Below are 22,124 nucleotides of genomic sequence, written 5' to 3' on the forward strand. Positions count from 1 at the left end.
CCGCGACCTGCTGGTCTGTGATCTGGACGGCCCGCCCCCCGCCCGCCCGCGACGACGAGCCGGCCGCCCTGTCCGGACTCTCCGGCGCCCCCGTCTTCACCGGGGACGTGCTGCTGGGCGTGGCCCGCCAGGTGCCCCGGCAACGCGACGGCCGCCGGGTCGAATGCGTACCGCTGGAACGGGTCCTGGCGGCGGAGCCGTTCGTCCAGGCCTGCCGCACGGCGGGCGTCGATCTGCGCCACGAACGGGTCCACGGACATTTCCCGGGGGATCAGCGGTACGAGGCGGAGTACGCCCAGGCGCTGGGCGTCGCGTACCGCCGGATGAAGATCTTCGGCCTCGACGAGCTGAGCAGGCACGACTCGGAGTGGGACCTGAAAACGGCCTACCTCAGCCTGGAGGCCCAGTCGCAGGACCGCACCGCCCCCGGCTCCCCGCTCCCCCGGCGCATCGACGACCTCCTCGCCGACCGTCCCCGGATCCTGCTGCGCGGCGAGGCGGGCGCGGGCAAGACGACCCTGCTGTGGTGGCTGGCCTCCCATGCCTCGGCCCGCACCCTTGAGGACCACTTGGCGCCGTTGAACGGCCTGGTCCCGCTCGTCGTCCCACTGCGGACCCTGCGCGCTCGCGGCGGCACGTTCCCGAGCCCGGCGGAGCTGTCGGGTGCGGCGGGCCTGGTGGCGGACGCGGCCCCGGAGGGCTGGACGGGCCGGGTCCTGGCGTCGGGCCGGGCGTTACTCCTGGTGGACGGCCTGGACGAGGTGCCGCCTGAGGACCGCGAGCAGGCGCACACCTGGCTCGCCCAGCTGCTGGCCCGCTACCCGGAGACCCGCTGCGTCGCGACCGTACGGCCGCTCGCCGTCGAGCCGGACTGGCTGCGGTCGGAGGGCTTCGAGGAACTGCGCCTGCTGCCGATGCGGACCGAGGACATCCAGGCGTTCGTGGCCTCCTGGCACCGGGCGGCCCGGCTGTCCGAGCAGGACGACCCCGAGCGGCTCGACCGGCTCGACCGCCTGGAACACGACCTGGCCCGCCAGTTCGACCAGAACGCCACGCTCCGTGACCTGGCCCGTACGCCCCTGCTCTGCGCGGTGATCTGCGCCCTGCACCGCCTCCGCGACGGCTTCCTCCCCGACACCCGCTGGCAGCTCTACCGCTCGGCCCTGGAAATGCTCCTCGGCCATCGCGACGACCGCCGGTGGATGGGCAAGCCCGAGGGCGTCCATCTGCGCGTCGAGGAGCAAGCCCAGATCTTCCAGCGCATCGCGGTCTGGCTGGTCCGCAACGGTCAGTCGGAGCTGACCCGCGCCCAGGCGCTGCGCCACCTCCGGAGCGCCCTGCGGGGGATGAAACGGGTGAGTGACCAGGGGCCTCCGGAGCAGATCCTCACCTATCTGCTGAACCGCAGCGGCCTGCTCCGGGAGCACGGCGACGACACCTACCAGTTCATCCACCGCACCTTCCAGGACTACCTGGCCGCGAAGGAGCTCATCGAGGACGAACACCTCGGGGAACTGCGGAGCCACGCGAACGAGGAGCACTGGCAGGACGTGATCCTGCTGGCGGCGGGACACTGCGGCCGGCATGACCTGGCCGTGCTGGTGAGCGGATTGCTGGACGCGGGAGAGAGGCACGAGGAGGGGTCGATCGAGCGCACACGCCTGTGGGTCCGGGCCGCCCTCTGCGCCCAGCACGCGGCCTACTTGGACGAAGCGGTGAGCGAACGGGTCCGGCGCAGCACGGCGGCGCTGTTCCCGCCGACCGACGACAGACAGGTGCGCGCGCTGGTCCGGCTGGGATCAGCCGCGCTGGATTTCCTGCCCGAGCCCGGTCGGACGGACCGTGAGGATCCGTCCGTCAGGAACGTGGCGGAGCTGATCGTGCGGGTCGGGGGCGCCCTCGGTGTCCCGCACGCCCGGGCCTGGCTGCGGGCCTACCCCGGCCTGAGCGGCCTCTTCGGTTCCGCCTGGCCCTTCTTCCCGCCCGAGGAGTACGCCGCCGACGTGCTGGCCCACTGCGATGCCTCGGCCACCGCCCTCGTGGTGGGCGACCGGAAGCGGCTGCGGGCCCTGCGGCACATCCCGGCGGTCAAGGTGCTGGTACTGACGTCGGACCTGCCCGAGGAAGAGATCGGTGCGGCGTTGAAAGGCCGCCGGATCGACGTGCTCAGCATCGACACGAACGCGCTGCTCGTCCGCCTCTCCCACCTCGACGCACTCGCGGACACCGTGTCGATGCTGAACATCTCCGCGTGCCCCGGGGTACGCGATCTGACGCCGCTCGCCGGGCTGCGCCGTCTGCACAGCCTCAGCCTGGACGCGCAGGCGATGCGTCCCGCCGAGCTGGCGGCACTGGCCCGGCTCGACCGCCTGATCGTTCTGGAGCTGAACAACCTCGCGGTGGGCCGGGTGAGCGAGATCGCCGCGCACCCCGGCATCGAGTCCCTGAAGGTGACGAGCGACCGTCCCCTCGTGCTGGACGGACTCGCCGCCTGGACGTCGCTCAGGAACCTGGAGATCTCCGAGGCCGCCGCGTTCGGCGATGCTCTCGCCGCGCTGCGGGGACGTCCCCGCATCACCCGCCTCGGCCTCACCGCGTTCCCCTGGGCGCACCGGCCGGACCGCGAGCACTACGCCCCCGCCGTCGAGCACCTGGCCGTGCAGGCCCCTCACCACGGCGAGGACATGGGGCTGCTGCGGAAGCTCTTCCCCGGGGTCACGGACCTCACCGTGGACGCCTCGGCACGGCGCGTACTGGACCTCACCTCCCTGCACACCTGGCCGGACCTCCGCGTGGAGGTGACCGGGCTGGAGCACCCCCGTCTCATCGGGGCGGAAGAGCTGGGCGACCGGCTCACCGTCACCCCGTACTGACCCAGGAAAAGGGGCTGCCCCGGATCGGTACGGATACCGATTCCGGGGCAGCCCCTCAGCGCGGGCTCAGGCCCTGTGTGCGCGTCACGCGTCCTTCGTGAGGTTCGGGCCGGCGCCGCCTGCCGCCTGCTCGATCGGCGGGACGTCGGGCAGAGCCGACTTCTCCTCGCCGCGGAAGGTGAACGTCTTCTCGTCACCCTCGCCCTCGGTGCCCACGACCACGATGTGACCGGGACGCAGCTCACCGAAGAGGATCTTCTCGGAGAGGATGTCCTCGATCTGCCGCTGGATCGTCCGGCGCAGCGGCCGGGCGCCCATCACGGGGTCGTAGCCCTTCTTCGCGAGCAGCGTCTTGGCCTCGCCGCTGAGCTCGATGCCCATGTCGCGGTCCTTGAGACGCTCGTCGACCTTGGCGAGCATGAGGTCGACGATCTGGATGATGTCTTCCTCGGTCAGCTGGTGGAAGACCACCGTGTCGTCGACACGGTTGAGGAACTCCGGCCGGAAGTGCTGCTTGAGCTCTTCGTTGACCTTGGTCTTCATCCGCTCGTAGTTCGTCTTGACGTCGCCCTGGGCGGCGAAGCCCAGGTTGAAGCCCTTCGAGATGTCCCGGGTCCCGAGGTTGGTCGTCATGATGATGACCGTGTTCTTGAAGTCCACGACCCGACCCTGGGAGTCGGTCAGGCGACCGTCCTCCAGAATCTGGAGCAGGGAATTGAAGATATCGGGGTGGGCCTTCTCGACCTCGTCGAAGAGGACGACGGAGAACGGCTTGCGGCGCACCTTCTCGGTGAGCTGGCCGCCCTCCTCGTAGCCCACGTATCCGGGGGGCGAACCGAAGAGGCGGGAAACCGTGTGCTTCTCGCTGAACTCCGACATGTCGAGGGAGATCAGCGCGTCCTCGTCGCCGAAGAGGAATTCGGCGAGCGTCTTGGAGAGCTCGGTCTTACCGACACCGGACGGGCCGGCGAAGATGAACGAGCCACCGGGGCGCTTCGGGTCCTTCAGGCCGGCTCGCGTACGGCGGATCGCCTGCGAAAGGGCCTTGATGGCGTCCTTCTGCCCGATGACGCGCTTGTGGAGCTCGTCCTCCATGCGCAGCAGACGGGAGGACTCCTCCTCGGTCAGCTTGAAGACCGGGATTCCGGTGGCCGTGGCCAGGACCTCGGCGATGAGCTCGCCGTCGACCTCGGCGACGACGTCCATGTCGCCGGCCTTCCATTCCTTCTCCCGCTTGGTCTTCGCCGCCAGCAGCTGCTTCTCCTTGTCGCGGAGGGAAGCCGCCTTCTCGAAGTCCTGGGAGTCGATGGCCGACTCCTTGTCGCGGCGGACGCCCGCGATCTTCTCGTCGAACTCGCGGAGGTCCGGCGGCGCGGTCATCCGGCGGATGCGCATCCGGGATCCGGCCTCGTCGATCAGGTCGATCGCCTTGTCCGGCAGGAAGCGGTCCGAGATGTACCGGTCGGCCAGGGTCGCGGCCTGGACGAGGGCCTCGTCCGTGATGGAGACCCGGTGGTGGGCCTCGTAACGGTCGCGCAGGCCCTTGAGGATCTCGATGGTGTGCGGCAGCGACGGCTCCGCGACCTGGATGGGCTGGAAGCGGCGCTCAAGGGCCGCGTCCTTCTCCAGGTGCTTGCGGTACTCGTCGAGCGTGGTGGCGCCGATGGTCTGGAGCTCACCGCGCGCCAGCATGGGCTTCAGGATCGAAGCCGCGTCGATGGCGCCTTCCGCGGCACCCGCACCGACCAGCGTGTGGAGCTCGTCGATGAACAGGATGATGTCGCCGCGGGTGCGGATCTCCTTGAGGACCTTCTTCAGGCGCTCCTCGAAGTCACCCCGGTACCGCGAACCGGCGACCAGGGCGCCGAGGTCCAGGGTGTAGAGGTGCTTGTCCTTGAGGGTCTCGGGCACCTCGCCCTTGACGATCGCCTGGGCCAGGCCCTCGACGACCGCCGTCTTGCCGACACCGGGCTCGCCGATGAGGACCGGGTTGTTCTTGGTCCGGCGGGACAGCACCTGCATGACCCGCTCGATCTCCTTCTCGCGCCCGATGACCGGGTCGAGCTTGGACTCACGAGCGGCCTGGGTGAGATTCCGGCCGAACTGGTCGAGCACCAGGGACGTGGAGGGCGTGCCCTCGGCGGGACCGCCTGCGGTGGCCGCCTCCTTGCCGCCCGAGTAACCGGAAAGCAGCTGGATGACCTGCTGCCGGACCCGGTTCAGATCGGCGCCCAGCTTCACGAGGACCTGGGCGGCGACGCCCTCGCCCTCGCGGATCAGGCCGAGCAGGATGTGCTCGGTGCCGATGTAGTTGTGGCCCAGCTGAAGGGCCTCGCGGAGCGACAGCTCCAGGACCTTCTTGGCTCGCGGGGTGAAGGGGATGTGCCCGGACGGAGCCTGCTGGCCCTGCCCGATGATCTCCTCCACCTGCTGGCGGACCGCCTCGAGCGAAATCCCGAGGCTCTCCAGGGCCTTAGCGGCGACACCCTCACCCTCGTGGATCAGGCCCAGGAGGATGTGCTCGGTGCCGATGTAGTTGTGGTTGAGCATCCGGGCTTCTTCCTGAGCCAGGACGACAACCCGCCGCGCGCGGTCGGTGAACCTCTCGAACATCGTTAATCGCTCCTCAGAGCGGTCGGTCAGTGAGGGGTCGGTCCCCTCCCAGTCCTTCCGCATGCTAGTCCCGCAGGACGGGACAGCTCATTCCAACTGCCGACATCCGTCCGGATCACCCCGCACCGGGCGGGGATTCTTACTGCCGAACAGCTGACAACTGCTCCAACCCGATGGTGCGAGACGATGTTCCCGCAGGCCAGGCAGATACCCCTTTCGCCAGTACGCCGATGGCGAACGTGAGACGCCTCGGCCAGCGTGTCGCCCCTTCCCACTAGGAAAGTCTTACCCGCAATCACTGACAGTCCATGCGGCGCGCCCCGGTTCCCTCCGCTACGGGCGAACACCCTTGCGCTGCTGAATGCTCTCGCGCGCCCCCGCGGCCGGGACGGAAAGTGATGCGGCCGGAACCCTGCGTAACCCCGGGGGTGGTCGGACGGTTCATCGGACATGACCCCCACCGTCCCGCAGCCACGATCATCGCCCGATGCCGCTCCGGGTTCCGCCGACGCGGCGCTCGCCCGGCGGTACGCGAAGGAGCTGGGCTGGGCCACCGCGGGTCGGGATCCGCTGCGCCTGCTCACCGGGGTGCGCTTCGATGTGCTGGAGCTGCCCGCCGAGGCCGGTCACGCCGTGCTGCGGCGTGGTGTGCGCACGGGGCCCGTGCTGCTGTCCGGTACGCGGATGGGGCTGCTGGTCGCCGCGGGCGGCGCCGATGAGCTGCCGGGGCTGCTCGACTGGCTGGAGTGGGGGCCGGTCGCTCCGGACCTGACCGCCGTGGGGGCGGGGGGCCGCGTCACGGCCCCGCCTCTCCCGGGCGCCCCGGGGGCCTCGCCGGGGGCCGCCGTGTGGCTGCGGCCCCCAGAGCCGAGGCGTGCGCCCGAGCCGGCGCTGCCGGCCCTCGCGGGCTTCGGGAGCAGCGGTGGGGATGCCCCCGATCTCGTACGCCTGGTGGACGCGGCGGCCACGGAATGCCATCGGGTCCGGTTGTCGTGCGCCCGTTCCGGGGTGCCGACGGGGGTGCTGACAAGAGGTGCGGCAGATCAGCCGTTGGCCTTCTCGTAAGCCTCACGGATCTCGGCGGGAACGCGGCCGCGGTCATTCACATTGTGGCCGTTCTCCCGCGCCCACCGGCGGATTTCCGCGGTGTCCTTGTTACCGCCGGACACGGCGCGGCCCTTGCCACGGCCCGTGGCGGCACGGCCACCGGTGCGACGTCCACCCTTGGTGTAGGGCTCGAGAAGGCCGCGAAGCTTGTCCGCGTTGGCCGTGGTGAGGTCGATCTCGTACGTCTTGCCGTCAAGGGCGAACGTGACGGTCTCGTCGGCCTCGACACCGTCGAGGTCATCGACAAGAAGGACCTGAACCTTCTGTGCCACGGGATTTCCTTTCATCGAAAATGGAGTACGCGGAAAGGAAACCGCTTTTCCCTCGAAAACACAAACCCCCGGGAGGGGTTCAGCAGCCCGGGAAGACGGGAAACGTGCGCGATTCGGACATAGGGTTGCAGGTCCTTCTGCAGATCACAGGTGCAGAAGCATCCGGCTGTTGCCCAAGGTGTTCGGCTTCACTCGTTCGAGACCGAGGAACTCCGCGACACCCTCGTCGTAGGAACGCAGCAGCTCACTGTAGACATCGGTGTCGACGGGCGTCTCTCCGATCTCGACGAAGCCGTGCTTCGCGAAGAAGTCCACTTCGAAGGTGAGACAGAAAACCCGCCGCACACCGAGCCATCGCGCGGTCTGCAAGAGCTTGTCCAGCACGTGATGCCCGACTCCCGCGCCCTTCGTGCGGGGGTCGACGGCGAGGGTCCGTACTTCCGCCAGGTCTTCCCACATGACATGAAGTGCGCCGCAGCCGATGACCGTCGCGTCCTCGTCGCGTTCCGCGACCCAGAACTCCTGGATGTCCTCGTAAAGGGTGACGGTCGCTTTGTCGAGCAGGATGCCTCCGGACACGTACCCGTCGAGGAGTCGTCGCACCGACCCGACATCACTCGTCCTGGCCCGCCGGACGGTGATGGCGGGCTTATTTACCGACGGGTCGGTATGGAGTTCGGTATCCGGATCGTTTTGCGGCTGCTCTGAGGACATGCCCCGACGCTATCGCCCGCTCTCCGACGTCGCGTCATCGGTCGGTGCGTCATCTCCGGCGGAGTCGGAGGTCGGTTCCGCGGGGGTGCCGGGGGTGGTTTCGGCAGGGGTGCCGGGGGTGGTTTCCACGGGATTGGGGGAAACCATACGAACAGCGTCCTGCAGCGCTTCGCGCTGCTCGGCGGACATCATGCCGAAGAACGCGACAAGTGCGGCGGCGGGGTTGTCACTGTGTGACCAGGCTTCGTTCATCAGTGCGGCCGAGTAGGCGGCCCTGGTGGAGACGGCCGTATATCGATAGGCCCGGCCGTCGACTTCCCTGCGCACCCAGCCCTTCTGATGGAGATTGTCCATTACCGTCATCACGGTCGTGTAGGCGATGGACCGTTCCTGCTGAAGGTCCTCAAGGACTTCCCGCACCGTGACCGGTCGGTTCCATTGCCAGACACGCGTCATCACGGCGTCTTCGAGGTCTCCCAATTGACGGGGCACGAGATCACTTTAGTGCTAGATGTCCTGAATCTTCTGCTCTTTACCCAGCAAAAAGCGCACGGCTCTCACGAGTCGTGCGCTCCGGGGTCGCGTCGGGAGGACGCGGGGCGGGCGGGCCGGGAGGATACCGGGCGGACGGGCCGCTCCCGCGGTCAGACGTTCTCCGGACGAGCGGTCTGCTTTGCGGATTCCGCGCGGGCGAGCGCCGCGTCCACCGCGCCGTCCTCCTTGGCCTTGTTCGGACCACCCTGGCTCTTGACGATGATCACGATCAGGGAGACGAAGAAGACGGCCATCACCACGGGCGGCACGAGCGCGGATACGTAGTCCATGCCGTCCAGAGTAGCGAGCCCCCGACGGCCCGACGCGGCGACCTCCCGGTGGAGGCCGCCGCGTCGGATGTCGCGGGACGGGTCAGCCGGCCGCCCGCTCCTCGGACGGAGGCGGCGCCGGCCGGCGGCGCGGCGGGAAGACCTCGGAGGGCTTGGGCATCGGGCGGTCGCCGGGCTTCTGCGGGTGGCTCGGGGTGGCCGGGGGCCTGGGCCGGTCCGGTTCCCGGGCGGCGGCGCGGCCGCCGGGCAGGGCGAGCAGCCGGCTGCGGGGGCCGGGGGCCGCGAGTCCGGCGGAGCGGCCGGCGAGACGGGCCCTGACGGAACGCTCGGCGAGCACCTGACAGCGCTCCAGGAGGGCCGCCGCGAGCGGCCCCCCGCGCAGGGCCCGCAGGGCGGCCAGATCGTCCGGGCGGGGGTCGTAGCCGGCCGCCAGGGCGTCCTGGAGCAGTTCCAGATAGCCGGCGGCGGAGCCGGGGAGGGCATTGCGGTAGCGGGCGAGGTCGGCGAGGAGGAACGCTCGCAGCCGGCCGGCCTCGCCGACCGCCTCGTCCACGGAGCCCGCGAGCCGCAGGCAGTCCTGGACGTCCTCGTCGGACAGGGGCGTGGGGTGGAGGGCGATGGCGAGGGCACGTCGGAGCACCCGCAGCTCGTCCGCGCTGAACGCCATGCCGCCTCGTGAACCGTAGGGCGTGGGCATAACGCGACAATACGTGCTAAATGGACAAAATCCGTTTAACTGGTCGTCGGTGGCGCGGCGCGCCAGGACGGTCCCCCGGCCCCGCCGTCGGCCGTTCCCGCAGGTACGCCGGGCCCCGCGGCGCGCCGCCCTACGCGCGGGACACGTTCCGCTCGTACACCAGGCGCAGCCCGATGAGCGTCAGCCACGGCTCGTGCTCGTCGATGACCGAGGACTCCCCCAACACCATCGGAGCAAGGCCGCCCGTCGCGATGACGGTGACGTCGTCCGGGTCGGCGGCCAGCTCCTTCTTCATCCGGGCCACCACCCCGTCGACCTGGCCCGCGAAGCCGTAGATGATGCCGGACTGCATGGCCTCGACGGTGTTCTTGCCGATCACGCTGCGCGGCCGGGCCAGCTCGATCTTGCGGAGCTGGGCGCCCCGGACGCCGAGCGCCTCGACCGAGATCTCGATGCCGGGGGCGATCACCCCGCCCGCGTACTCGCCGCGCGGGGAGACCGCGTCGAAGGTGGTGGCGGTGCCGAAGTCGACGACGATCGCCGGGCCCCCGTACAGCTCGACGGCGGCGACCGCGTTGATGATGCGGTCCGCGCCGACCTCCTTGGGGTTGTCCACCAGGACCGGCACGCCCGTCTTGACGCCCGGCTCGACCAGCACGGCGGGGACGTCGCCGTAGTAGCGGCGGGTGACCTCGCGCAGCTCGTGCAGGACCGAGGGGACGGTGGCGCAGATCGCGATGCCCTCGATGCCGTCGCCCAGCTCCATGCCGAGCAGCGGGTGCATGCCCATCAGGCCCTGGAGCAGGACGGCCAGCTCGTCGGCGGTGCGCCGGGCGTCGGTGGAGATCCGCCAGTGCTCGACGATCTCCTCGCCGTCGAAGAGGCCGAGGACCGTGTGCGTGTTGCCGACGTCGATGGTGAGCAGCATCAGGCGTCGGCCCCGTCCCCGGCCGAGGAGGCGTCGCGGAAGTCCAGGCCGATGTCGAGGATCGGCGACGAGTGGGTGAGCGCCCCGACCGCGAGATAGTCGACGCCAGCGTCCGCGTAGGCGCGGGCCGAGTCGAGGGTGAGGCGGCCCGACGACTCCAGGATCGCCCGCCCGTCGACCAGGGCGACCGCCTCGGCGGTCTCGGCCGGGGTGAAGTTGTCCAGCAGGATCAGGTCGACGCCCGCGTCCAGCACCTCGCGGACCTGGTCCATCGTGTCGACCTCGACCTCGATGGGCAGCTCCGGGAACTCGGCGCGGACCCGCTTGAACGCCTCGGCGACGCCGCCCGCCGCGATCACGTGGTTGTCCTTGACCAGCGCCGCGTCGGAGAGCGACATCCGGTGGTTGACGCCGCCGCCGCAGCGCACCGCGTACTTCTCCAGCGCGCGCAGGCCCGCCGTCGTCTTGCGGGTGTCGCGGACCTCGGCCTTGGAGCCCTCCAGCACGTCCGCCCAGGCGCGGGTGGCCGTCGCGATGCCGGAGAGGCGGCAGAGCAGGTTCAGTGCGCTGCGCTCGCCGGTCAGCAGGTCGCGGGTGCGGGTAGTGACGGTCAGCAGCTTCTGGCCGGGGACGATCCGGTCGCCGTCCTCGACGTGCCGCTCGACCTCGAACTCCTCGGTGCAGACGATCGACAGGACCGCCTCCGCGACCGGGAGCCCGGCGACCACGCCCGCCTCGCGTGCCGTGAAGTCACCGGTGATCACGGCGTCCTCGGGGACGGTCGCCACGGTCGTGACGTCCACTCCGCCGTCGAGGTCCTCCTCGATCGCCACATGGGCGACGTCCTCGACCTGTACGGGGTCGAGCCCCGCCTGGGCCAGCAGCAGGGCGAGCGCCGGGTCCAGGCCGCACTCCAGGGCTTCGGGGTCGAATCCGTCGTCACCGCCGCAGCCGCAGCCGTCGCCGCAGCCGCCCCCCGAGGCCTCTGACGGGGCGGGCGCGCCGACGCTGATCAGCGGAACGTCCACGGGTGTGGGGCGCGGATTCTCTTCGGGCGTGCTCACGGTGACGGCTCCTCGGGGGCGTGGCGGGTGGTGCTTCTCGTGGTGTCGGCGCCGCCCTGGGGTGTGCGGCGGAGCGGCTGCTTCCAGCAGTGTGCTCAATCCGACGGGCGTACGGGCGGGAATGCGGCGGTCTCCGTGCGATGGACGACCGGGGTGCGGTCCGGCGCGATGCGGACGACCAGGTGGCGGCGGCCGTGGGCGTCGTCGCGGTCGGGCCGGTCCTCGCGCCAGTGGCAGCCGCGGGTCTCCTCGCGTTCCCGGGCGGCGGCGACCAGGACCCGGGAGACCAGCAGCAGGTTGGTGACCTCCCAGGCGTCGACCCCGGGGACGACGGCCTTGGAGACCCTGGGCCCGTCCGCGTCGGCGGCGGCCTCGCGGTGGAGGGCCTCCAGCTCCTCGGCGGCGGCGGCCAGGGAGGCGGCGGAGCGCAGGACCCCGGCGCCCCGGGTCATGGTGCGCTGGATCGCCGTACGGGCCTCGGGGGCCAGCAGCGGGGCCGGGCTGTCGGACGCCCCGGGGTCGTTCGCCGGTTCGGTGCGGGGCGGGCGGACCTCGGCGATGTCGGCGGCGATGCGCTCGGCGAAGACCAGGCCCTCCAAGAGGGAGTTGGACGCGAGGCGGTTGGCCCCGTGCACGCCGGTGCAGGCGACCTCGCCGCAGGCGTACAGGCCGGAGACGGTCGTGCGGCCCCGCAGGTCGGTGCGGACGCCGCCGGAGGCGTAGTGCGCGGCCGGGGCGACCGGGACCGGCTCGGTCACCGGGTCGATGCCGTGGGACCGGCAGGCGGCCAGGATGGTGGGGAAGCGCTGCTCCCACATCCGCGCGCCGAAGTGCCGGGCGTCCAGATACATGTGCTCGGCGCCGTGCTCGTGCATCCGGCGGGTGATGGCCTTGGCGACGATGTCGCGCGGGGCCAGCTCGGCCAGCTCGTGCTGTCCGAGCATGAAACGGACGCCGTCGCCGTCGACGAGGTGCGCGCCCTCGCCGCGCACGGCCTCGGAGACCAGCGGCTGCTGGCCCTCGGAGTCCGCGCCGAGGAACAGGACGGTGGGGTGGAACTGGACGAACTCCAGGTCGGAGACCTCCGCCCCGGCCCGCAGCGCGAGCGCCACGCCGTCGCCGGTGGAGACGGAGGGGTTGGTGGTGGCGGAGAAGACCTGGCCCATGCCGCCGGTGGCGAGGACCACCGAGGGGGCCCGGACCGCGCCGACGCCGTCGTGCTGGCCCTCGCCCATGACATGCAGCGAGACACCCGCCGTACGGCTTTCGGCGTCGGTGAGCAGGTCCAGGACGAGCGCGTTCTCGATGGTGTGCAGGGCGGCCTCGCGGACCGCCTCGACCAGGGCCCGGGAGATCTCCGCGCCCGTCGCGTCACCGCCCGCGTGGGCGATGCGGCGGCGGTGGTGGCCGCCCTCGCGGGTCAGCGCTATGTCGCCGCTGTCGGTGGTGTCGAAGTGCGCGCCGGTGGTGATCAGCCGGCGTACGGCGTCGGGGCCCTCGGTGACGAGGGTGCGCACGGCCTCCTCGTCGCAGAGGCCCGCGCCCGCGACGAGGGTGTCGTCGAGGTGCTGCTCGGGGGTGTCTCCCTCGCCGAGCGCGGCGGCGATGCCGCCCTGGGCCCAGCGGGTCGAGCCGTCGTCGAGGCGGGCCTTGGTGACGACGACGGTGTCCAGCCCGGCCGCCGCGCAGCGCAGCGCCGTGGTGAGTCCGGCGACGCCGGAGCCGACCACCACGACGTCCGCGTCGATGGCCCAGCCGGGGGCGGGGGCGGTCAGCCGTATTCCGGTCACGTCAGGGCTCCGAAGGTGAGGGGGATGTTGTCGATGAGGCGGGTGTCCCCGACCCGGGCCGCGACGGCGAGGATCGCCTCCCCGCTCTCGCGGTCGTCCGGGATCTCGGTGAAGTCCGCCGGGTCCACCAGGGCCAGGTAGTCCAGGGTGAGCGGAACCCGGTCCCGGGCGGCGGCCTCGTCCAGGATCGTCCGGGCGGCGGCGCGGACGGCGGCGGGCGCCCCGTTGGGCCGGGCCAGCGCCACGGCCTGGGCGTCGGCGGCGGCGCGGGCCTCGCCGAGCCGGTTGAGCCCGGCGGCCCGGTCGCCGCCGGGCGCGGTGGCCTTGGCCCGCTCGTGCAGGGCCTGCTGGGCCGCGAGCCGGTCCTGGGCCGCGAACAGGGCGCGGGGCAGGGCGAGGGCGGTGTGCCGCTCCTGCGGGGAGAGGAAACGGTTGCGGCTGGAGAGCGCCAGGCCGTCCGCGTCCCGGACGGTGGGGACGCCGGTGATCCGGACGCCGAAATTCAGGTCCCGGACCATGCGGCGGATCAGGGCGAGCTGCTGGGCGTCCTTCTGGCCGTAGAACGCGTTGTCGGGGCGGGTGAGGTGGAGGAGCTTGGCGACGACGGTCAGCATCCCGTCGAAGTGCCCGGGGCGGGCCGCGCCTTCGAGGCGCTCGCCCATGGGGCCGGCGGTGATCCGGACCTGGGGCTCGCCGCCCGGATAGACCTCGTCCACGCCGGGGGCGAAGACGGCGTCGGCCCCCGCCGCCGCGGCGATCTCCAGGTCGGCGTCCAGGGTGCGCGGATAGCGGTCCAGGTCGGCGGCCTCGCCGAACTGGAGCGGGTTCACGAAGACGGTGGCCACGACCTGGCCGTCCGCCCCGGCCGCTTCGCGGGCCGCGCGGATCAGGGTGGCGTGGCCCTCGTGGAGCGCGCCCATCGTCATGACGACGGCCCGCTCGGCCCCGGCGGGGCGGGACAGCGCGTCCAGCTCGGCGGCGGTGCGCAGGAGGGCGGTCCTCACCGTGCGCGTCATCGGGCCTCCCCCGGTCCCGGACAGCCGATGGCCGTCGGGCTGGTGATCGTCCGGCCCCTGACGGTCCCGCTGACGATCGTCGTCATCGGGTCTCCCCCGCTCCGGGGCCGCCGGGGCGGCGCTCCTGGTCGGCCAGGACGACGAGCAGGTCCTCGGCCAGCTCGGCCTTGAGCAGGCCGTGGGCGAGCGCCCGGTCGGCCGTGGCGCGGGCCATCGCGAGATACCCGGCCACCGCCTGCGGGGCATGGGCGCGCAACTCGGCGACGTGGGCGGCGACCGTGCCCGCGTCGCCGCGGGCGACCGGGCCGGTCAGCGCGGCGTCGCCGGAGCGCAGGGCGTTGTCCAGGGCCGCGCCGAGCAGCGGGCCGAGCATCCGGTCGGGGGCGGCGACCCCGGCCTTGGTCAGCAGCTCCATCGACTGGGCGACCAGGGTCACCAGGTGGTTCGCGCCCAGCGCGAGGGCCGCGTGGTAGAGCGGGCGGGACTCCTCGGCGATCCACTCGGGCTCGCCGCCCATCTCGATGACCAGGGCCTCGGCCGCGAGCCGCAGCTCCTCGGGGGCGGTGACGCCGAAGGAGCAGCCCGCGAGCCGCTGGACGTCGACGGCGGTGCCGGTGAACGTCATCGCGGGGTGCAGCGCGAGCGGCAGGGCCCCGGCCCGCAGCGCGGGCTCCAGCACGCGGGTCCCGTACCGCCCGGAGGTGTGGACGAGGAGCTGGCCGGGGCGCACGGCGCCGGTCTCGGCAAGCCCTTCGACCAGCGTGGGCAGCACGTCGTCGGGGACGGTCAGGAGCACCAGCTCGGCGCGGGCCAGCACCTCGGCGGGCTCCACCAGCGGCACGTCCGGGAGCAGGTCCGCGGCACGGCGGCGGGAGGCGTCGGAGACGCCGGACACGGCGACCGGGCGGTGTCCCGCGAGCCGCAGCGAGGCGGCGAGGGCGGGTCCGACCCGGCCGGCACCGACGACGCCGACCGTGAGACGGGCGGGCCGGTCCCTCGCGTCGAGAGGTTCCTTCGAAACTGATGGGTTCACGTGGCGATGGCCTTCCGTTCCAGTCCGCGGGGGGTACCGGACGATTTCTCTGCATGCTACGCCAGCGTTTCGGGCAAGCACCCTCCACTGCCCACAGCCTGTGGATAACTTTGCGGGCGGGCCGGAACGCCGTGGGCGCGCCGGCGGAAGTCCGGGTGATGATCGTCCCATGGCGACGATGGATGAGCAGGAGCAGCGGCGGCGCAGGCTGACCGCGTGGCGGGGGGCTCGGCGGGTGCTGGCCCGGGTGGGCGCGGACGGCACGCTGGGCGAACGGCTGGCGGCGCTGGCCGCCGACGCCTCCTCCGTACACGATCCGGACGACTGGACCGATGTGTACGGGGGCGGGGTCGTCGCCGATCTGGAGCGGCGGGTGGCCCGGCTGCTGGGGATGGAGGCGGCGGCGTTCTTCCCGACCGGGACGATGGCCCAGCAGATCGCGCTGCGGTGCTGGGCGGGGCGTACGGGGAACGCGACGGTGGCCCTGCACCCGCTGTCCCACCCGGAGGTGCACGAGGGCGGTGCGCTGGGGATGGTGAGCGGGCTGCGCACGGTGCATCCGACGTCCGGGCCGAGGCTGCCGGACGCCGAGGAGATCCGGGAGTTCCCCGAGCCGTTCGGCACGCTGATGCTGGAACTGCCGTTGCGGGACGCCGGGTTCGTGCTGCCGTCCTGGGACGAGCTGACGGCGGTGGTGGAGGCGGCCCGGGAGCGGGACGCGGTGGTCCACTTCGACGGGGCCCGGCTGTGGGAGTGCGGTCCGCACTTCGGGCGGGAGCTGTCGGAGATCGCCGGTCTCGCGGACAGCGTGTACGTGTCGTTCTACAAGTCCCTGGACGGGCTGTCCGGGGCGGTGCTGGCGGGGCCCTCGACACTGGTGGAGGAGGCCCGGGTGTGGCGCCACCGGTACGGGGGCCAGGTCTTCCAGCAGTATCCGGCGGCGCTGTCCGCGCTGCTGGGCCTGGAGCGGGAGCTGCCGCGCCTGCCGTCGTACGTGGCCCACGCGAAGGTGGTGGCCGGGGCGCTGGCGGAGGGGTTCGCGGCGGCGGGGGCGCCGTGGTTCCGGGTGCATCCGGAGCCGCCGCACACGCACCAGTTCCAGGTCTGGCTGCCGTACGGGACCGAGGTGCTGGACGAGGCGTCGGTGCGGCAGGCCGAGGAGACGGGGGTGGCCCTCTTCCGGCGCTGGTTCGGGGGGCCGGGCGGGGCGGGGCTGCCGCCCGGGGTCTCGTTCACCGAGGTGACGGTGGGGGCCGCGGGGCTTGAGTGGTCGGCGCGGGATGTACGGGATGCGGTGGCGGGGTTCGTGGGGTACGTGCGGGCTCTCGCGTAGGGCCGGGGGCTGTCCGGGGGGCGGGAACCTGCTCAGTGCCGGGCCCCCGGGCCCCGGGGTTCCGTCCTCAAGCGCCGGACGGGCTGGAGATGGCTGGGGGGTCCGTCCTCGAACGCCGGACAGGCTGGAGATGCCGGGGCCCGTCCAGTGACCGGCCCCCGCCCTCGGGTTCCGTCCTCAAGCGCCGGACGGGCTGGAGGTGGCTGGGGGTTCCGTCCTCAAGCGCCGGAAGGGCCGGAGAGGTCGCCGGTCGCGTGTGTCGGCGGGTGGGTCAGCCAGTACCGGTACAGGTCGCGCAGGACCGCGCGGTCATGGCGGCCGGGGGGCGGCGGCGCGGGCTCCGACAGCCGGGCCGCGCGGTAGGTGTCGAGCATGTGCTGCTGGATGGCGTCCATGCCCTCAGCCTGCGCAGCTCGCGGCGGAGCCGCGCGTTGATTGACGGCCCCCGTCAATCGGAACGTCGGCCCGGGTGCGTACCGCCACTATGGAGGGGTGAGCGTGCACATAGACATCGCGGGACTGCCCGCCGAACGCGTCGTTTTCGCGACCTCTCCCCTCGCCGAGCTGGGCCTCGCCCTGCACGCGCTCTCCGAGCCCGGCCACCATCCGGGGCTGCACGGCTGGGTCACCGCGACCGCCGCGGCCCTGGAGCCGGACCTCGCCGACCGGATGCTGGAGGCGGAGTTCCTGTGGCGGAACACCTTCGCCGACATCTTCCTGGCGTTCTCCGGCATCCGCGGGGGCGACGGCAGGACCGGGGCGAACCTGACGGAGGACCTGGACATCCTGGACCGGCTCGACGACGAGCGGTTCGTCGCCGCGGCGACGGAGTTCACCTGCTCCAGGATGTACGGGAGCGACGCCCCGTCACCGCTGACGCACCCGGGCATGCGGGCCCGGGCCCTGGACATGGCGGCGGCGCGCGGCCCGCGGCAGGTGGAGTTCACCAAGCGGCTGCTGGCCGACCCCGTCTCCGTACGCGGGTGGATCCGGCGGCTCCTGGAGGACTGCGACCAGGCGTTCTTCGCGGACACCTGGCGACGGGTCTCCGTCCAACTGGTCGCCGACGCCCGGCACAAGACCGAGTTGCTGCGGCGCAAGGGGCTCCCCGAAGCGATCGGTGCGGTCTCCTCGGCGCTGACGCTGGACGAGACCGCGGAGCGGATCACGGTCGACAAGCTGACCGAGGGCCGGACCACCGCCGTCGCCCCGGACGTCGGCGTCGGGCTCACCCTCATCCCCACCAGTTTCGGCTGGCCCCACCTGACGGTGCTGCACGCCCATCACTGGCGGCCGGTGATCCACTACCCGGTCCGGATGCCCGATCTGCCGTCCCCCGCCTCCGTGGAACAGCTCCAGCTCCGGATGGAGGCCCTGGCCTACCCGATGCGGATGCGGCTGTGCCGCAACCTCGCCCGCTCCCCGTACACCACCGGCGAACTCGCCGAGTCGCACAGCATCACCTCGCCCGAGGTGTCCCGGCACCTGTCCGTGCTCAAGAAGGCGGGCCTGGTCACCACGCGCCGTCGGGGGCGCTACGTCCTGCACCAGCTGGACCTGACGGTCGTCGCCCGGCTCGGCAGCGACTTCCTGGAGGGCGTCCTGCGCTGAGCCGCCCCCGCGCCCCCCGGCCCCTCAGCCCGCCCCGCCGCCGGCCCGGACCAGGCCGGTCTCGTAGGCGAGGACGACGACCTGGACCCGGTCGCGGAGGTTCAGCTTGGTGAGGATGCGGCCGACGTGCGTCTTGACCGTGGCCTCGGAGAGCACGAGCCGGGCCGCGATCTCCCCGTTCGACAGGCCCTGGGCGACCAGGAGCATGACTTCCCGTTCGCGTTCGGTGAGCTTGCTGACGTGCTTGTTCTTCGGCTCCTTGTCGCCGCTGGGCAGCATCGGCGAGAAGCGGTCGAGCAGCCGGCGGGTGGTGGACGGGGCGACGACCGCGTCGCCGCTGTGCACCGAACGGATCGCGGCGAGCAGCTCGGCGGGCGGCACGTCCTTGAGCATGAAGCCGCTGGCCCCCGCCTTCAGCCCGGAGAAGGCGTACTCGTCGAGGTCGAAGGTGGTCAGGATGAGCACCTTCGGCGGGTCCTGCTGCGCGCAGATGCGGCGGGTGGCCTCGACGCCGTCCAGCCGGGGCATGCGGACGTCCATCAGGACCACGTCGACGGCGGTGGACCGCAGGATCTCGATCGCCTCCGCCCCGTCCCCGGCCTCGGCGACGACCTCCATGTCGGGCTGGGCGGCGAGCACCATCCGGAAGCCGGTCCGCAGCAGCACCTGGTCGTCGACGAGCATCACGCGGATGGCCATGGTCATGGGATCGTGTCCTGTCCTGGGGGTCGGTCGTGGTCGAAGAAGTCGTCGGACGGGTCAGCCCGGGGGCTTGAGCGGCAGCAGGGCGCTGATCCGGAATCCGCCGCCGGGCCGGGGCCCCGCGTCCAGGGTGCCGCCGACCATGCCGACCCGCTCCCGCATCCCGATCATCCCGTGCCCGGCGCCGTCCGCGCCGCCGTCCTCGTACAGCTCGTGCGCCGCGCCCCGGCCGTCGTCCTCGATCAGCAGCCCGAGGCCGTCGTCGAAGTAGACCAGCCGGACGCTGGCCCCGGCGTCGGGACCGCCGTGCTTGCGGGTGTTCGTCAGGGCTTCCTGCACGACGCGGTACGCGGTCAGCTCGACGCCGCTGGGCAGCGGGCGCGGGGTGCCCTCGACCTTGAAGTCGACCTCCAGGCCGGTCTGCCGCACCTGCGCGACCAGGTCCTCGATCTGCTCCACATCGGGCTGGGGGACGTACTCCCCGCTCTCCGGGGCGTCCCCGGTCCGCAGCACCCCGAGCAGCCTCCGCATCTCGGCGAGCGCCTGGCGGCCGGTGCTGGAGATGGTCTCCAGGGCCTGCTTGGCCTGGTCGGGGGCGGCGTCCATGACATAGGCGGCGCCGTCTGCCTGGACGACCATCACGGACACGTTGTGCGCCACGACGTCGTGCAGCTCCCGGGCGATCCGGGCCCGCTCGGCGGCGACGGCGACCTTGGACTGCGCCTCGCGTTCCCGCTCCAGGCGGGCGGCGCGCTCCTCCAGCTGGTCGAAGTAGGCCCGCCGGGTCCGCAGCGAGTCCCCGAGCACCCAGGCCAGCACGAACGGCACGGTCATGATGACCGTCACGAAGATCACCTGGGGCCAGGATCCGCCGGGCTCGGCCTCCCACCGCACCTGGGACAGGGCCGCCGCGCTCAGGCTGCAGATCAGGGCGAGCCGGGACGCCCAGCGCTCCCCGACCGTGGCCACCGTGTAGGTGATCACCAGCATCGCGAAGTTCCCGATCCCGGGCCGGACGTCGAACACCAGCTGCGCGACGCCCACCAGGATGGCGAGCAGCAGCATCTTCTCCGGGGCCTTGCGGCGCAGCGCCACCACCGTGGAGAACCCCAGCGCAACCGGAACGGCGACGATCTCCTCGCGTCCCGCGTCGTACATGCCCGAGACCATCGACATGCCGGAGAGCCCGAGGAGGAAGACGGCCCAGAAGACGTCGACGCCCGTCGGGTGTCTGCGGATGAAGTCGTAGAGGCGCTGCACGTAACCCAGCGTAGGGACAGCGGATCGGTGCCCGGGTCAACCGGAGGGTCGATCCAGGTCCTGGGACCGTACTCCCCAAGGTGGAGACTTGCCTACGTGACGGACGAGTGGCGCGGTTGGCGGGAGGCGGCTCAGGCCGCTCTGTACGGAGATGAGGGCTTTTATCGCAGCCCGCTGCGGAGCCCGGAGGGACCCGCGGGCCACTTCCGTACGTCGGTCCACGCATCGCCCCTTTTCGCGACGGCGGTGGCCCGGCTGCTGACCGGAATCGCGCAGGAGCTGGACACCGGCACACTCGCGCTGGTCGACGTCGGTGCGGGGCGCGGTGAGCTGCTGACCGGAGTGCTGGCCGCACTGCCGGAAGGACCGGACGTGACCCCGTACGCCGTCGAGGTCGCCGCCCGGCCCGCGGGCCTGGATCCCCGGATCGAGTGGTGCGCCGAGCCGCCGGCCGGGGTCACCGGGCTGCTGTTCGCCAACGAGTGGCTGGACAACGTTCCGGTGGAGGTGGCGGAGGCGGACGCGGACGGCGTCCCCCGGTACGTCCAGGTGCGGACCTCGGACGGCGTGGAGCGCCTGGGCGCTCCGGTGACCGGGGCGGACGCGGCGTGGCTGGAGCGCTGGTGGCCGCTGTCCGCGCCGGGCGACCGGGCGGAGATCGGCCGCCCCCGGGACGCGGCCTGGGCACGCGCGGCCGGCTCGCTGACCGCCGGGCTCGCGGTGGCGGTGGACTACGCCCATGTACGGGGCGCCCGGCCGCCCTTCGGGACGCTGACCGGTTTCCGGGGCGGGCGCGAGGTACGGCCGGTGCCGGACGGCTCCTGCGACCTGACCGCTCATGTGGCGCTGGACGCCTGCGCGGCGGCGGTGTCGACGGCCCTGGCGCCCGCGAGCACGGAGCTGACCGACCAGCGGGCGGCGCTGCACCGTCTGGGCGTCGGCGGTGACCGGCCGACGCTGAGCCTCGCCGCCACCGATCCGACGGGGTATGTACGCGCGCTGGCGGCGGCCGGCGAGGCGGCGGAGCTGACCGCGCGCGGCGGGCTCGGGGACTTCGGGTGGCTGCTGCACCGGGTGGGCTTCCCGGCCGGGTCCCCGTAACGCCCGCAGCCGGACGCGCGCAGGGAATACTGTCCCGCATGACGGAGACGACGATCGGCATCGGCGGAGCGGCGGAGAGCACCGACATGGTGCTGAACATCGGTCCCCAGCACCCCTCGACGCACGGGGTCCTCCGGCTGCGGATCGTGCTGGACGGCGAGCGCGTCCAGCACGCGGAGCCGGTCATCGGCTACATGCACCGGGGCGCGGAGAAGCTGTTCGAGGCGCGCGACTACCGGCAGATCATCATGCTCGCCAACCGCCACGACTGGCTGTCCGCGTTCTCGAACGAACTGGGCGTCGTGATGGCCGTCGAGCGGATGCTCGGCATGGAGGTCCCCGAACGCGCGGTGTGGACGCGGACGCTGCTCGCCGAGCTGAACCGGGTCCTCAACCACCTGATGTTCCTCGGCTCCTACCCCCTCGAACTGGGCGGCATCACCCCGGTCTTCCACGCCTTCCGGGAGCGCGAGGAGCTCCAGGCGGTGATGGAGGAGGTCTCCGGCGGGCGGATGCACTACATGTTCAACCGGGTCGGGGGGCTGAAGGAGGACGTCCCGGCGGGCTGGGCCGGGCGGGTCCGCGACGCCGTCGCCTCCGTCCGTTCCCGCATGGACGTGTACGAGAACCTCGTCCTCGGCAACGAGATCTTCCGGGGCCGTACGCGCGACGTGGGCGTGCTGTCCCCCGAGGCGGTGCACGCGTACGGGGTGTCGGGGCCGATCGCCCGTGCCTCGGGCGTCGACTTCGACCTGCGGCGCGACGAGCCGTATCTCGCGTACGGGCAGCTCCAGGACACCCTGAAGGTCGTCACCCGGACCGAGGGCGACTGCCTGGCCCGCTTCGAGTGCCTGCTGGAGCAGACCCTCAACTCCCTGGACCTGGCGGACGCCTGCCTGGACCGGATGGCCCACCTGGAGCCCGGGCCGATCAACCAGCGGCTGCCCAAGGTGCTCAAGGCCCCCGAGGGCCACACCTACGCCTGGACGGAGAACCCGCTCGGCGTCAACGGCTACTACCTGGTGTCCAAGGGCGAGAAGACGCCCTACCGGCTGAAGCTGCGCTCCGCCTCGTTCAACAACATCCAGGCGCTCACCGAGCTGCTGCCGGGCACGCTGGTCGCCGACATGGTGGCGATCCTGGGCTCGCTGTTCTTCGTCGTCGGCGACATCGACAAGTAGCGGAC

General features: G+C 72.1%; 20 protein-coding genes. 6 read left to right on the plus strand and 14 right to left on the minus strand.

The genetic code is table 11. The annotated features are described in order from the left end of the window. Nucleotides 1-17 precede the first annotated feature (17 nt). Nucleotides 18-2,873, plus strand: coding sequence for an NACHT domain-containing protein (locus ACFWRV_RS22815; protein WP_384337354.1), 2,856 nt, complete (start codon nt 18-20; stop codon nt 2,871-2,873). A gap of 84 nt (nt 2,874-2,957) precedes the next feature. Here ACFWRV_RS22815 and ACFWRV_RS22820 read toward each other — a convergent pair whose 3' ends face one another. Further along, nucleotides 2,958-5,486: an ATP-dependent Clp protease ATP-binding subunit gene (locus ACFWRV_RS22820; RefSeq protein ID WP_384337356.1), complete on the minus strand. Its 2,529-nt coding sequence runs from the start codon at nt 5,484-5,486 to the stop codon at nt 2,958-2,960. Between the two features lie 450 nt (nt 5,487-5,936). On the opposite strand from ACFWRV_RS22820, the gene ACFWRV_RS22825 reads away from it, so the two are divergent. Then, a complete protein-coding gene (locus ACFWRV_RS22825; protein ID WP_384337358.1) occupies nt 5,937-6,551 on the plus strand; it encodes an SCO3374 family protein in 615 nt (204 codons plus the stop codon). On the opposite strand, the gene ACFWRV_RS22830 is transcribed toward ACFWRV_RS22825, so the two are convergent. The 10 genes from ACFWRV_RS22830 to ACFWRV_RS22875 all read right to left on the minus strand — a co-directional run bounded on the left by ACFWRV_RS22830 (nt 6,530) and on the right by ACFWRV_RS22875 (nt 14,931). Then, on the minus strand, nt 6,530-6,865 hold the full coding sequence (locus ACFWRV_RS22830) for an Lsr2 family protein (protein ID WP_018489329.1): 336 nt from the start codon (nt 6,863-6,865) through the stop codon (nt 6,530-6,532). The two genes, ACFWRV_RS22825 and ACFWRV_RS22830, sit on opposite strands and share 22 nt — an antisense overlap. Before the next feature lie 144 nt (nt 6,866-7,009). Then, a complete protein-coding gene (locus ACFWRV_RS22835) occupies nt 7,010-7,579 on the minus strand; it encodes an amino-acid N-acetyltransferase (protein WP_384337360.1) in 570 nt (189 codons plus the stop codon). A 9-nt stretch (nt 7,580-7,588) separates the two neighbouring features. Next, a complete protein-coding gene (locus ACFWRV_RS22840; protein WP_384337362.1) occupies nt 7,589-8,071 on the minus strand; it encodes a BlaI/MecI/CopY family transcriptional regulator in 483 nt (160 codons plus the stop codon). Between the two features lie 152 nt (nt 8,072-8,223). Next, on the minus strand, nt 8,224-8,403 hold the full coding sequence (locus ACFWRV_RS22845; protein ID WP_384337364.1) for a hypothetical protein: 180 nt from the start codon (nt 8,401-8,403) through the stop codon (nt 8,224-8,226). Between the two features lie 82 nt (nt 8,404-8,485). After that, nucleotides 8,486-9,070 (minus strand): hypothetical protein, encoded by a 585-nt coding sequence (locus tag ACFWRV_RS22850; RefSeq protein WP_384337452.1) that lies wholly within the window; start codon nt 9,068-9,070, stop codon nt 8,486-8,488. 160 nt (nt 9,071-9,230) lie between these two features. Next, complete coding sequence (locus tag ACFWRV_RS22855) at nt 9,231-10,028, minus strand: type III pantothenate kinase (RefSeq protein WP_384337366.1); 798 nt, start codon at nt 10,026-10,028, stop codon at nt 9,231-9,233. Beyond that, entirely contained in the window at nt 10,028-11,092 is a 1,065-nt protein-coding gene (nadC, locus tag ACFWRV_RS22860) for a carboxylating nicotinate-nucleotide diphosphorylase (RefSeq protein ID WP_384337368.1), read from the minus strand. The genes ACFWRV_RS22855 and nadC overlap by 1 nt, the downstream gene beginning before the upstream one ends. A gap of 95 nt (nt 11,093-11,187) precedes the next feature. Continuing rightward, entirely contained in the window at nt 11,188-12,882 is a 1,695-nt protein-coding gene (locus ACFWRV_RS22865) for an L-aspartate oxidase (protein WP_384337370.1), read from the minus strand. Beyond that, nucleotides 12,879-13,898 carry a pantoate--beta-alanine ligase gene (panC, locus tag ACFWRV_RS22870; RefSeq protein ID WP_384337372.1) on the minus strand — a complete coding sequence of 340 codons (1,020 nt, stop codon included), beginning with the start codon at nt 13,896-13,898 and terminating at the stop codon, nt 12,879-12,881. Before panC ends, ACFWRV_RS22865 begins: the two co-directional genes overlap by 4 nt. 82 nt (nt 13,899-13,980) lie before the next feature. Beyond that, a complete protein-coding gene (locus ACFWRV_RS22875) occupies nt 13,981-14,931 on the minus strand; it encodes a Rossmann-like and DUF2520 domain-containing protein (RefSeq protein ID WP_384337374.1) in 951 nt (316 codons plus the stop codon). A gap of 169 nt (nt 14,932-15,100) precedes the next feature. Here ACFWRV_RS22875 and ACFWRV_RS22880 point away from each other — a divergent pair, with 169 nt between their 5' ends. Continuing rightward, nucleotides 15,101-16,264: a threonine aldolase family protein gene (locus ACFWRV_RS22880; protein WP_384337376.1), complete on the plus strand. Its 1,164-nt coding sequence runs from the start codon at nt 15,101-15,103 to the stop codon at nt 16,262-16,264. Nucleotides 16,265-16,482: 218 nt separating this feature from the next. Here ACFWRV_RS22880 and ACFWRV_RS22885 read toward each other — a convergent pair whose 3' ends face one another. Continuing rightward, nucleotides 16,483-16,659: a hypothetical protein gene (locus ACFWRV_RS22885; RefSeq protein WP_384337378.1), complete on the minus strand. Its 177-nt coding sequence runs from the start codon at nt 16,657-16,659 to the stop codon at nt 16,483-16,485. Between the two features lie 103 nt (nt 16,660-16,762). Between ACFWRV_RS22885 and ACFWRV_RS22890 the strand changes: the two genes are divergently transcribed. Next, nucleotides 16,763-17,875: a DUF5937 family protein gene (locus ACFWRV_RS22890; protein ID WP_384337454.1), complete on the plus strand. Its 1,113-nt coding sequence runs from the start codon at nt 16,763-16,765 to the stop codon at nt 17,873-17,875. 24 nt (nt 17,876-17,899) lie between these two features. Here the strand turns inward: ACFWRV_RS22890 and ACFWRV_RS22895 are convergent, their stop codons facing one another. Both ACFWRV_RS22895 and ACFWRV_RS22900 read right to left on the minus strand, forming a co-directional pair. Next, nucleotides 17,900-18,574 carry a response regulator transcription factor gene (locus ACFWRV_RS22895; protein ID WP_030593192.1) on the minus strand — a complete coding sequence of 225 codons (675 nt, stop codon included), beginning with the start codon at nt 18,572-18,574 and terminating at the stop codon, nt 17,900-17,902. Nucleotides 18,575-18,634: 60 nt separating this feature from the next. After that, a complete protein-coding gene (locus ACFWRV_RS22900; protein ID WP_384337380.1) occupies nt 18,635-19,837 on the minus strand; it encodes a sensor histidine kinase in 1,203 nt (400 codons plus the stop codon). 96 nt (nt 19,838-19,933) lie between these two features. Here ACFWRV_RS22900 and ACFWRV_RS22905 point away from each other — a divergent pair, with 96 nt between their 5' ends. Together ACFWRV_RS22905 and ACFWRV_RS22910 are read left to right on the plus strand one after the other, a co-directional pair. Continuing rightward, nucleotides 19,934-20,938, plus strand: a complete 1,005-nt coding sequence (locus tag ACFWRV_RS22905) for an SAM-dependent methyltransferase (protein ID WP_384337382.1) — start codon at nt 19,934-19,936, stop codon at nt 20,936-20,938. Between the two features lie 38 nt (nt 20,939-20,976). After that, nucleotides 20,977-22,119, plus strand: coding sequence for an NADH-quinone oxidoreductase subunit D (locus ACFWRV_RS22910; RefSeq protein WP_384337384.1), 1,143 nt, complete (start codon nt 20,977-20,979; stop codon nt 22,117-22,119). The last annotated feature ends 5 nt before the right edge of the window (nt 22,120-22,124 follow it).

It is taken from the genome of Streptomyces sp. NPDC058576 (genome assembly GCF_042718715.1).
Classification (GTDB): domain Bacteria; phylum Actinomycetota; class Actinomycetes; order Streptomycetales; family Streptomycetaceae; genus Streptomyces.

What these genes read in the sequence shown, in the direction of transcription:
- ACFWRV_RS22850 (WP_384337452.1), bottom strand. Translation starts at nt 9,070, where the DNA reads ATGGCGTTCAGCGCGGACGAGCTGCGGGTGCTCCGACGTGCCCTCGCC.
- ACFWRV_RS22895 (WP_030593192.1), bottom strand. Translation starts at nt 18,574, where the DNA reads ATGGCCATCCGCGTGATGCTCGTCGACGACCAGGTGCTGCTGCGGACC.
- panC (WP_384337372.1), bottom strand. Translation starts at nt 13,898, where the DNA reads ATGACGCGCACGGTGAGGACCGCCCTCCTGCGCACCGCCGCCGAGCTG.
- ACFWRV_RS22855 (WP_384337366.1), bottom strand. Translation starts at nt 10,028, where the DNA reads ATGCTGCTCACCATCGACGTCGGCAACACGCACACGGTCCTCGGCCTC.
- ACFWRV_RS22885 (WP_384337378.1), bottom strand. Translation starts at nt 16,659, where the DNA reads ATGGACGCCATCCAGCAGCACATGCTCGACACCTACCGCGCGGCCCGG.
- ACFWRV_RS22880 (WP_384337376.1), top strand. Translation starts at nt 15,101, where the DNA reads ATGGCGACGATGGATGAGCAGGAGCAGCGGCGGCGCAGGCTGACCGCG.
- ACFWRV_RS22825 (WP_384337358.1), top strand. Translation starts at nt 5,937, where the DNA reads ATGACCCCCACCGTCCCGCAGCCACGATCATCGCCCGATGCCGCTCCG.
- ACFWRV_RS22845 (WP_384337364.1), bottom strand. Translation starts at nt 8,403, where the DNA reads ATGGACTACGTATCCGCGCTCGTGCCGCCCGTGGTGATGGCCGTCTTC.
- ACFWRV_RS22835 (WP_384337360.1), bottom strand. Translation starts at nt 7,579, where the DNA reads ATGTCCTCAGAGCAGCCGCAAAACGATCCGGATACCGAACTCCATACC.
- ACFWRV_RS22820 (WP_384337356.1), bottom strand. Translation starts at nt 5,486, where the DNA reads ATGTTCGAGAGGTTCACCGACCGCGCGCGGCGGGTTGTCGTCCTGGCT.
- ACFWRV_RS22910 (WP_384337384.1), top strand. Translation starts at nt 20,977, where the DNA reads ATGACGGAGACGACGATCGGCATCGGCGGAGCGGCGGAGAGCACCGAC.